Genomic DNA, 10530 nt, shown 5'->3' on the forward strand with positions numbered 1-10530 from the left:
GGTCAGGGAAGGTCGAGGATCGGCACGAGCTGCTCCTCCTCGTACGCCAGATGCGCTTCGAGCTCGTCGGTCAGCCGCTCGATCTCCGCGCGCACCCGCACCGGGTCGTCACCCGACAGGGCCTCCTTCAGCTCCGCCACCAGCACGCTCACGCGCTCGTGCTCCACGGCCAGCCGCTCGATCACCGGGGCGAGCGCGGGATGCCGCTCGGCCAGCGCCGGGAACATCATCGTGTCCTCGCCGGTGTGATGGTGGTGCAGCCCCTGGCACATGGTCAGGCAGTTGACGCGCAGCTGCACGCCCAGGCCGGGGCGTCCGGTGTCGGCCAGCTCCTTGCGGATCAGCCCGAGCTCGCGGCGGAAGCCGTCGTGCACCAGCTTGAGGTACGCCCCGCCGGAGGGCGCGGTCGACCGGGGCGGCCCCGGCACCACCTTCAGCGCGACGACGGGGATGATCCGGGTCGTCTTGGCCTGGTAATCGGCCCAGCCGGGGTCGCCCTCCACGGCGCGGGCGAAGGCGGCGTCCCGTTCGGCCCCCTCCAGGACCTCCGCCTCGACGTCGAAGACGAAGACGCCGCTCTCGACCGTGGCACGGGGGTCGGCGCGCAGGTTGTGGTACCAGGCGGGGTTCCTCGGCGCCCCGCCGGCGGAGGCGATGACCAGCATGCGCTCGCCGCCGTCCGGCAGGTAGCCGAGCGGGGTGGTGTGGGGCTTGCCCGAACGGGCGCCGGTCGTGGTGAGCAGGAGCAGTCTCGCTCCCTCGAAATAGCCGCCGACCTGGCCGTTGTTGGCGCGGAACTCGTCGATGACCTGCTTGTTGAAATCCACTCTTCTCCATGGGTGATGGTCTCTGCTCTGACGTGCTGAGGAGGAGAAGAGGAAGCGGCGGGCCGCGCGCCCGCCGGGCGATCACGCCAGGGCCGGGCTGCTTTCTGGTGCGTGGCCCAAGGCCGACCCGGCAGTCACGGGGGTGACGCTACTTCATCAAGATATTTTTCGCAAAGCCGACAAACCTCCAGGCCGGGTCCGCGGTGGTCCGGCGTCGGCGCGATCGCGCGCCGACGCCGGACCTCACCGCCTCCCGTGGAGGCGCCCGCCGCGGCTACTCGGCGTAGGGCTGGTCCTCGCCCTGCTCGCTGTAACCCAGGCTCCAGACGTAGCCGTCGGGGTCGGCGAAGGTGCCGCCGTACCCGCCCCACGGCAGGGCGCCGGCGGGCTTGAGGATCGTGGCGCCGGCCTTCTCGGCCTCCTCCATGATCTCGTCCACCCGCGCCTCGCTGCGGACGACATAGGTGAGCACGACCCCGCTGAACCCGCTGCCCTCCGGGCTCAGCCCGATCTGGTCGGCCAGGCCCTCGCGGCCGTAGAAGCCGACGGGCGAGGCGCCGTCGGACTCGAAGAACACCGAGATGCCGTAGTCGTTCTGGATCTTCCAGCCCAGGCCCTCGGTGTAGAACCGCTTGGCCGCCTCCATGTCGCGGACGGCGAGGAGGATAGAGCTGACGTGCGCTTTCATGCCGTGTCTCCTTGGTGCTTCAGACGTTTCCGACGATGAGAGCAACGCTACGGAGGACGCCCGGCCGGGCGCTTCTCGAATCCTGACCGGTTGGACCGGCCTTGAGAGGCGCGGCCCTCGCCTGCGCGCTCCCCTCGAAGGGCACGCAGGGCCAGCGGTGATCCCCCGCACCCGAACGACGGGCCCCCGCGATCTCGCGGGGGCCCTTTCTCGTTGCCGCGTCCTCGCCGGACGGTGATTTGACGAGCGTCCCCAAACTGTACGAGGATCCCGAACTGTACGTTTTTCCCGAACAATCGTATGAAGGTGGACATGAGACGCCGACCCGGCCTGATCCTCGCCCTGCTGGCCCTCTCCCAGCTCATCACCTCCCTCGACTTCAACATCGTCTTCGTCGCCCTCCCCCGGATCGGCGCCGACCTGGACTTCTCCCCGCAGACGCTGCAGTGGGTGGCCAGCGCCTACGCCGTCGCGTACGGCGGGTTCCTGCTGCTCGGCGGCCGGGCGGCCGACCTGCTCGGCCACCGCCGGATGTTCGTGGGCGCGCTGGCGCTGTTCGCGCTCGCCTCCCTGGCCGGCGGCCTGGCGCAGAGCCCCGGGACGCTGGTCGCCGCGCGGGCCGCGCAGGGACTGGGCGGCGCGCTGCTGTTCCCGGCCACGTTGGCGCTGGTCAACACCGGTTTCGCCGAGGGGGCGGCGCGCAACAGGGCGCTGGCCGTGTGGAGCGGCGCCGGAGCCAGCGGGCTGGCGCTCGGGTCGCTGCTCGGCGGCCTGCTCACCGGCGCCTGGGGCTGGAAGGCGGTCTTCTACGTCAACGTGCCGCTCGCCGTCGTCGCGATCGCCGGAGCCTGGCTGCTGCTGCCCGCCGACGGGGCCCGCGCGCGGGGCCGCCGGTTCGACGTCCCGGGCGCGGTGCTGGCCACCGGCGGCGTCAGCCTGCTCGCCTACGCGCTCATCCAGGGCCCCGAGTCGGGGTGGAGCTCGCCGCTGATCACCGGGGGGTTCGTGCTGGCCGCCGTGCTGCTGGCCGCCTTCGTCGCGGTCGAGAAGGCGGGCGCCGACCCGCTCATGCCGCTGCGGCTGTTCGGCAACCGCAGCCTCAGCTCGGCCGTCGCGGTCATCCTGGTCTTCGGCGCCACGTTCAACGCGCTGCCGTACTTCCTGACCGTCTACTTCCAGACCGTGCTCGGGTACGGCGCCGTGGCGACCGGGCTGGCGTTCCTGGTGCCGTCCCTGCTGATCGCGCTGGGCACCCAGCTCGGCGGGCGGCTGGCCGGGCGGATCGGGATGCGGATGACGCTGCTCCTCGGCACCGTCGGCGGGGCGGCGGGCACCGCGCTGCTGGCGATGGGGATCAGCGCCGACGGCTCGTACTGGGGTGTGCTGCCCGGCATCGTCGTGTCCGGCGTCAGCCAGGGCCTCACCTGGACCGGGATGTGGATCGCCTCGGCCACCGGCGTGGCGGCGGGCGAGCAGGGGATCGCCTCCGGCATGGCCTCCACCGCGCTCCAGGTCGGCGCGGCGCTCGGGCTCGCGGTGCTGGTCGCGGCCGGCGGGGTGGGCGAGGCCACCGGCCCCGCGCTCGCCTCGGGGATGCGCACGGCGGTGCTCGTCGCGGCCGCGGGCATGCTGCTCGGGACGGTCGTCGCCCTCACCTTCGCCCGCCACCGCGCCACCGCCGCCCCGCTGCCCGCCTGACCTGTGGGGCGTGGGCTCAGCCCTGGCGCAGGCGGTCGTAGAGCAGGCAGATCGCGCCCGATCCGGTGGTCGTCAGGTCGGTCAGCGACCAGTGCGTGGCGGGCAGGCCGTCTTCGAACAGCCGGGCGCCGCCGCCGGCCACCTCGGGGCAGAGCGTGATGCTGAGCCGGTCCAGCGCGTCCGCCTCCAGCAGGGCCCTGATGACGCTGCCGCTGGCCAGGACGATGACGTCCCCGCCGGCCTGCTTCCTGAGCCGCTCCACCTCCGCGGCGGGGCCGGTCTCGGCCAGGCGGGAGTTCTGCCACGGCGCGTCCGTCAGGGTCGAGGAGAAGACGATCTTCTCGGTCTCGTCGAGCCACTGGGCGAAGGCCCGGTCGCGGGGGTCGGCGTCCTCGTCCTTGGCGACCGCCGGCCAGAAGGAGCCGAAGCCCTCGTAGTTCCTGCGGCCGAGCAGGACGGTGGTGGCCGCGCCGGTCACCCGGATCATGTGGTCGCGGGCGCCGTCGCTGAGGGCGTGCGGGACGATCCAGCTCATGTCGTACTCGCCGCCCGGGCCGCTGACCCGGCCGTCGAGGGACAGCGAGATGTTGCCGACGACCCTGCGGCCCTGGATGGTGTCGTGCTGCGTCATGTCCGGCTCTCCTGGTGAGGTGTTCGTTGCGATGGACACGATCCTGCCGTCCGGGCGGGCCGGGAACATCTGCCACCTGGCAGAGATGCCGCCGATCCCCTGGCCTATTTGCTGGCATACTTCGGGCGATGTCTGATGTCCGTCATGTTCCGGCAGAGTTGTCGTCGTTCGTGGGCCGGGCCGAGGAGCTGGCGGCGGCCGCCGAGGCGGTGGCGGCCGGGCGGGTCCTGACCCTGACCGGGCCCGGCGGGTGCGGCAAGACCCGGCTGGCGATGCGCCTGTGCCGGGCGGCGTCCGGGGCGTGGCCGGACGGCGTGTTCTGGGTCGGCCTGGAGCAGGAGACCGACGGCGGCCAGGTCGGCCGCCGGCTGGCCGCCGCGCTGGACGTCCCGCTGCCCGCCGACCGGGACCCGCTGCCGGTGCTGGCCGCCGCGCTGCGCGAGCGAGAGCTCCTCGTCGTGGTCGACAACTGCGAGCACGTGCTGGACGACGCGGCCGGCGTCGTCGCGGCCCTCCTGGCCGAGTGCCCGCGGGTGGCGGTGGTCGCCACCAGCCGGTCCAGGCTCGGCGTGCCGGGCGAGCGGGTGTGGCCGGTGCCGCCGATGAGGCTGGCCGACGCGCTGGAGCTGTTCCTCGAACGCGTCCGCGCCGGCGCCCCGGACGCGGACCGGACGGCCGAATCGCAGGCCAGACGGATCTGCGACCGGCTCGACCGGCTGCCCCTCGCGCTGGAGCTGGCGGCCGGCTGGGCGGGCGCGCTGTCGCTGGCCCAGATCGCCGACTCCCTGAGCGCCCCCTACGCCCTCCTGGACGGCGGCGCCCGGACCACCCCCTTCCGGCAGCGCACCCTGCAGGCGTCGATGAGCTGGAGCCACGACCTGCTGGACGACGACGAGCAGGTGCTGTTCCGGCGCGCCGGGGTGTTCGAGCCGGGCTTCACCGCCGACGCCGTCACCCGCCTGGCCGAGCTCGGCGGGCCGAGCGCCGGACGCCTGCTCAGGGCGTTGCGGGGGCTGATCGACAAGTCGCTGGTGGTGGCCGACACGACCGGCCCGGTGGCCCGGTACCGGCTGCTCGGGGTGGTGCGGGCGTACGCGCTGGACCGCCTGGCGGCGGCGCGGGAGGAGACCGCCGCACGCGACCTGCACCTGGACGTCCACGCGTCGTTGCCGGCCGAGCTGGCGCCGCTGCTGGAGACCGACAAGGACGCCTGGCGGGCGCGGCTGGGCGCCGCCTACCCCAACGTGCGGGCCGCGATCGAGTGGGGGCTGTCGCGTCCGGACCCGGCGCGGGGGCGGCGCCTGGCCGCGGACTGCGCGTGGCTGTGGCACCTGGAGGGACGCGGCGCCGAGGGGGCCGCGCTGCTGCGCAGGGCCGCGGCGCTCGGCGCGGACGAGCGCAGCCCGCTCCAGGCCAGGGTCCTGGCGGCGCTGGCGCTCGTGCTCAACACCGCCGAGCCGGGGATCGAGGCGTTCGAGGTGGCGCGGACGGCGCGGGACCTGGCAGAGGCGGCCGGCGCCCCGGAGGCCGCCCGTCCCGCCGGGCCGCTGATCGCGCTCGGCCTGCTGGCGACGGGCCTCCCCGAGGCGCTGGCCGAGGCCCGCGCGGTGCGGGACGAGGCCGTCCGGGCCGGGGACGGGTTCGTCGCCGACAGCGCCGAGGCGATCGCCGGCCTGGTGCACGTGCTCGGCGACGACTACCGGCGGGCGATCGAGTGCTTCGAGCGGGCCGTGGAGCGGCTGGTGGCGCGCGGCGACCGTGGCGTGGCCTCCTTCGCGCTGGGCTGGTGGGCGCTGGCCGCCGCCCGGTCGGGCGCGCTGGAGCGGGCCGCGGAGCTGGCCGGACGGGCCGTCGAGACCGCGGAACCGCTGCGTGACCTGCACTGGACCGGCTCGGCCCGGGTCGTCCTGGCGGAGATCCGCATCCTGCAGGGCCGCCTGGACGAGGCCGCCGCCGCCCTGGAGCCCGTGGACCGGCTGATCGACGGGCTCGGGCGGCTGCCGTTCATCACCGGGTGGGAGCGTTGCCAGGCGATGCTCGCGCTCGGGCACGACCGGCCGGGCGAGGCGGTGGAGTGGTGCTGGCGGGAGGGCCGCTGGCAGGAGGAGCCGGACGCGGCGTGGCTGGCGCCCGACACCCAGCTCGTGCTGGCGGCGGCGCTGCGCCGGTCGAACGAGGAGGCGGCGGCGGCGCGGCTGCTGGAGGCCCTGTCGCGGTCGCCGGTCACCGCGCGCATGCCGCGCGTGCGCGCCGGGGTGCTGGACGAGCTGGCGCTGCTGTCCCACGACAGCGACCCGGAACGCGCGCTGCGGCTGCACCATGAGGCGCTGCGCATCCACGCCGAGCACGACCTCGTGCTCGGCCTGGTGGCCGGCCTGGAGTCGTTGGCGCTGCTCGACCTGCGTCGCGGCGCCGTCAGGACGGCCGGGGTGCTGGCCGGGGCCGCCGAACGGGCACGCGCGGACCTCGGGGCCGCGCCCCGCCCCCTCCCGGCCGCCGACGGCGAGGCGGGCCGCGAACTGCGCGCGGCCGTCGAGCGGGGACGCGCGATGGACCTGGACACGGCGGTCGCCCACGCCACCCGCGCGCGGGGGCCGCGCCGCCGGCCCGAGTCCGGATGGGAGAGCCTGACCCCGGCCGAGCGGTCGGTGGCCGGGCTGGCCGCCGAGGGGCTGTCCAACCCGGAGATCGCCGCCCGGCTGTTCGTCAGCCGGGGCACGGTCAAGACCCACCTGGCGCACGTCTACGCCAAGCTCCAGGTCGCCAACCGCACCGAGCTGGCCCGCGCGACCGCCGCCCGTGCCCCCGGCGAGGGGGACGAGGTCAGGCGTCCGGGCTGAGTTCGCGGCGGATGGCCTGGCTCGCCGCGCGGTGCTCGGCCGCGGCGGCCGGGTCGCTCTCGTCGAGCACGGCCGCGATGCCCTCGTGGGCCAGGGCCTCCTTGTGCCGCGCGCCCACCTTGGGCGCCAGGTCGAGGGCCTGGCGGTGCAGGCGCAGCGCCTCCTCCGGCAGGCCGGCCAGGCGGCAGGTCTCGGCGTAGCCGTAGAGGAAGTGCACCTTCCAGTGCTCCTCGAACAGCTCGTCCAGGAGGGCGAACGCCTCCCGGTGGCTCTCCAGCGCCTCCTCGTGGCGGCCCATCTGGCGCAGGGCGACGCCCAGGCAGTTGAGGCACCACGCCTCGTTGTGCTTGTGGCCGTCCTCGCGGGCCAGCTCCAGGGCCCGGCTCAGGTGCTGCGCGGCCTCGCCGGGCTCCTCGTGGACGATCGCCATGCCGAGGGTGATCCGGGCGGTCAGCGTGGCCGGCCAGCCGGGCTCGCCGTGCGTCCGCGCCAGCACGTCGCGGGCCAGCCGGGCGGCCTCCTCCCGGCGTCCCAGTTGCAGCATCGCCCACGCCTCGTCGGCGGCGGCGTGGGCCGCGCCGGTCGGGCAGCCGGCGTCGTCGTACAGCCGGGCCGCCTGCCTGAAGAGGTCGAGCGGCTCCTCGACGTGGCCCTCGTCCCAGCTCAGGTAGCCGCGGCGCATCATCAGGTCCGCCGCGGAGCGGGCGTCGCCGGCCTGGGACACCAGGGGGGCCGCCGCCTCGTACGCGGCCCCGGCCTCGGCCATGCGGCCCGCGTTGTAGCGGGCGAAGCCCAGGTCGCTGTGCGCCTCGGCGAGCTGCCACGGGTCGCCCAGGCGTTCGGCCGCCGCCAGCGAGCGTTCGAAGAGCACGTTGAGGTGGGTGGTGCCGCAGCGCCGGGCGAAGAACGCGCGCATGAAGCGGGGCAGCTCGCACGCGTGCACGTCGGCGCCGGTGGCGACCGCCACCTCGAAGGCGCCCATGAGGTTGGTGTACTCCGCGCCGAACCAGCCCAGCGCCGCGTGCTTGCCGCCGAAGGCCGGCAGGGCGGCCGGCGGGCTGCCCGCGGACGCGGCCCGGCTGCCCGACTCGTACGGCATCGCGGCGTCGGCGGCGGCCGCCGCGTGCACGTAGTAGTCGAGCACCCGGCCCAGCGCCTGCTCCCGCTCGGCCGGCGTGTCCTGCTCCTCGGCGGCCCGGCGCGCGTGCTGGTGGACGAGGTCGTGCAGCGTGTACCGGCCGGGCGAGGGCTGCTGGACGAGGTGGGCGTCGAGCAGGTCCTCCAGCATCGCCCGCGCGTCGCGCAGCGGCACCCCGGCCAGGGCGGCGGCCACGTAGTCGTCGAAGGAGGACCCGGACAGCAGGCCCAGCAGCCGGAACAGGCGGCGCTGTGCCCGGTCGAGCTGGCGCACGGACATGGCGAAGGCGGTGTCGAACTCGCTCGGCCCCTCGGCCATGCGCTCGACCAGGATGCCGACGGTCCAGCCGGGCCGGTGGCGCAGCCGGGCCCCGGCCAGCCGCAGGGCCAGCGGCAGGTGGCCGCACAACCGCAGCACCTCGGCCGCCGCCTCCGGGTCCTGGGCCAGCCGCCCGTCGGGCCCGCTGGGGTCGCCGCTGGCGCGGGCCAGCAGCTCGGCGCTCTCCTGCGGGGTGAGCACGTCCAGCGAGACGGGCGGCACCTCCTCCAGGCCCAGCAGCCGGTTGCGGCTGGTGATCAGGGCGACGGACTCGCCCGCGCCGGGCAGCAGCATGCGGACCTGGTCGGCGCCGGCGGCGTTGTCGAGGACCACGACAGCCCGCCGCCCGGCCAGCTCGGCCCGCCAGCACGCGGCCAGCGGCTCGATGCCGCCCTCCTGCGGGATCTTCTCCGAGGGCACGTCGAGCGCGGCGAGCAGCGACCGCAGCGCGGGGTCGGGGTCGAGCGGTTCCCGCCCGTCGGTGAACCCGTGCAGGTCCAGGTAGAGCTGGGCGTCGGGGTAGTCGGCGGCGAGCCGGTGCGCGGCGTGCACGGCCAGGCACGTCTTGCCGACGCCGGCCATGCCGTCCACGGCGACCACCCGGCTCTGCGCGACCGCGGCGAGCACGGCGTCGAGATGCTCCGCGCGCCCGGTGAAGTCGGGCACGTCGCGCGGCAGGTCGTTGCGCGGCGGACGGGGAGCGCCGGCGGGCGCCGAGGGCGGCTGGACCTGGCGGCTCGCCTTCGGCGGCGCCGGAAGGGGGTTGGCCGCCCGGTCCCACAGCGGGCGCAGCGGTCGCGGGTCGCGCTTGACCAGGCGGCACAGCTCGATCACCGCGGCCCACGGCGGCACCGACTGGCCGCTGAGGTAGCGCGACAACGACGACGAGCTGAGGCCCGTCTCGCGGGCGAGCGCCCGTACGCCGTGCCCGGAGAGCTCCTGGAGCAGGCGCAGGCGGGTGGCCAGCTCGTCCTGGGGGTCCGCCGTCTGCTGTCGAGTCACGCGTTCCTGCCTCTCTGTCCCGTCGCGGAAGAAACTTACCGGGACGAATCGCCGCAGGCCACCGGCATCCCGGCTGTCCCACGGTGTCCCACGGGCATCGTCGCGCCGGGCCCGCTGCGCTGAGATGGAGTCACGCCCCGGGGGACGGGGCGCCGACCAGGGAAAAGGGAGAACCACCATGCAGTCCCGGATGAAGAACCCGGCCTCCGTTCTGCCCGGCGCGATGCAGTCGATCCAGGAGCTGTTCAAGGCGGTGCACGCCGGCGGCGTGGACGCCGGGACGCTGGAGCTGGTGCACCTGCGGATCAGCCAGATCAACGGGTGCAGCGCCTGCGTGGACGCGGGCGTCAAGGGCGGCCGCAAGGCGGGGGTGAGCGAGGACCGGCTGGCCACGGTGGCCGCCTGGCGGGAGGCGCCGTACTTCACCGAGGAGGAGCGGGCGGCGCTGGAGCTGGCCGAGGCCGCCACGCGGCTGGCCGACCGGCCCGACGCGGTCAGCGACGAGGTCTGGGACCGGGCCGCCACCTACTACGACGAGAAGCAGCTCGCCGCGATCGTGCTGATGATCGGCGTGACGAACCTGTTCAACCGGCTCAACGCCACCACCCGGCAGATCGCCGGCGCGTGGGGCTGAGCGACACCACCCCACAAAACGGTCAGTACTAGCATTCACCCCACACAGAGGAGATTTCACCATGAGCACCACGAAGAACACCGACGCGTCCGGCAAGGGTTTCGACGGCTTCACCGAGGACGAGCGCGCGGCGATGAAGGCGCACGCCAGCGAGCTGAAGAAGGCCGCGCGGCGCGGCGGGAAGGCGTCGGCCGCCGACGGCGAGCGCGACGTGCTGGAGAAGATCGCCGAGATGGCCGAGGACGACCGGGTGCTGGCCAAGGCGGTGCACGCCATCATCAGGGCCGCCGCCCCGGACCTGACGCCGAAGACCTGGTACGGCATGCCCGCCTACGCCAGGAACGGCAGCGTCGTGTGCTTCTTCAAGCCCGCGGCGAAGTTCAAGTCCCGCTTCGCCACCCTCGACTTCAACGACGGGGCGACCCTGGAGGACGGCGCCATGTGGCCGAGCGCCTTCGCGCTGAAGGAGCTGACCCCCGACGCTGAGGCGCGCATCGCCGCCCTCGTGCGGCAGGCCGCGGGCTGAGCCTCCGGCGGACCCCTGCGGTCCTGCTCCACCGCGGCGCGCCGGACCCTGTTCCGGACCGGCGCGCCGCAGTGGAGCACGGGACCGTCAGACCTCGTCCACGCTGCTCGGCTCACGCCGGGACAGATCGATGCCGAGTTCCTCCGCCGCGCGGAAGACGTCCTCGTCGGTGTCGCGCATCTCGATGGACATGCCGTCGCTGGACAGCACCTCGACGTTGAGGCACAG

8 protein-coding genes are annotated in these 10530 nt (G+C 74.7%); 4 read left to right on the top strand and 4 right to left on the bottom strand.

Annotated elements, in window-relative coordinates; genetic code table 11:
* Positions 1 to 2: 2 nt before the first annotated feature.
* Both ACFYUV_RS45565 and ACFYUV_RS45570 read right to left on the bottom strand, forming a co-directional pair.
* A complete protein-coding gene (locus ACFYUV_RS45565) occupies positions 3 to 827 on the bottom strand; it encodes a nitroreductase/quinone reductase family protein (protein WP_387680973.1) in 825 nt (274 codons plus the stop codon).
* A gap of 274 nt (positions 828 to 1101) precedes the next feature.
* A complete protein-coding gene (locus tag ACFYUV_RS45570; protein WP_387656450.1) occupies positions 1102 to 1515 on the bottom strand; it encodes a VOC family protein in 414 nt (137 codons plus the stop codon).
* Between the two features lie 312 nt (positions 1516 to 1827).
* Between ACFYUV_RS45570 and ACFYUV_RS45575 the strand changes: the two genes are divergently transcribed.
* Positions 1828 to 3213: an MFS transporter gene (locus tag ACFYUV_RS45575; RefSeq protein ID WP_387680976.1), complete on the top strand. Its 1386-nt coding sequence runs from the start codon at positions 1828 to 1830 to the stop codon at positions 3211 to 3213.
* Between the two features lie 16 nt (positions 3214 to 3229).
* On the opposite strand, the gene ACFYUV_RS45580 is transcribed toward ACFYUV_RS45575, so the two are convergent.
* Positions 3230 to 3844, bottom strand: a complete 615-nt coding sequence (locus ACFYUV_RS45580; RefSeq protein ID WP_387680978.1) for a dihydrofolate reductase family protein — start codon at positions 3842 to 3844, stop codon at positions 3230 to 3232.
* 128 nt (positions 3845 to 3972) lie between these two features.
* Between ACFYUV_RS45580 and ACFYUV_RS45585 the strand changes: the two genes are divergently transcribed.
* Positions 3973 to 6684: a LuxR C-terminal-related transcriptional regulator gene (locus ACFYUV_RS45585; protein ID WP_387680981.1), complete on the top strand. Its 2712-nt coding sequence runs from the start codon at positions 3973 to 3975 to the stop codon at positions 6682 to 6684.
* Here ACFYUV_RS45585 and ACFYUV_RS45590 read toward each other — a convergent pair.
* Complete coding sequence (locus tag ACFYUV_RS45590) at positions 6668 to 9142, bottom strand: ATP-binding protein (protein WP_387680983.1); 2475 nt, start codon at positions 9140 to 9142, stop codon at positions 6668 to 6670. The two genes, ACFYUV_RS45585 and ACFYUV_RS45590, sit on opposite strands and share 17 nt — an antisense overlap.
* A gap of 178 nt (positions 9143 to 9320) precedes the next feature.
* Here ACFYUV_RS45590 and ACFYUV_RS45595 point away from each other — a divergent pair, with 178 nt between their 5' ends.
* Both ACFYUV_RS45595 and ACFYUV_RS45600 read left to right on the top strand, forming a co-directional pair.
* Positions 9321 to 9776, top strand: coding sequence for a carboxymuconolactone decarboxylase family protein (locus ACFYUV_RS45595; RefSeq protein ID WP_387680985.1), 456 nt, complete (start codon positions 9321 to 9323; stop codon positions 9774 to 9776).
* A 61-nt stretch (positions 9777 to 9837) separates the two neighbouring features.
* Entirely contained in the window at positions 9838 to 10302 is a 465-nt protein-coding gene (locus ACFYUV_RS45600; RefSeq protein WP_387680988.1) for an iron chaperone, read from the top strand.
* The last annotated feature ends 228 nt before the right edge of the window (positions 10303 to 10530 follow it).

Origin of the sequence: Nonomuraea sp. NPDC003560 (assembly GCF_042878785.1) — a bacterium.
GTDB lineage: Bacteria > Actinomycetota > Actinomycetes > Streptosporangiales > Streptosporangiaceae > Nonomuraea.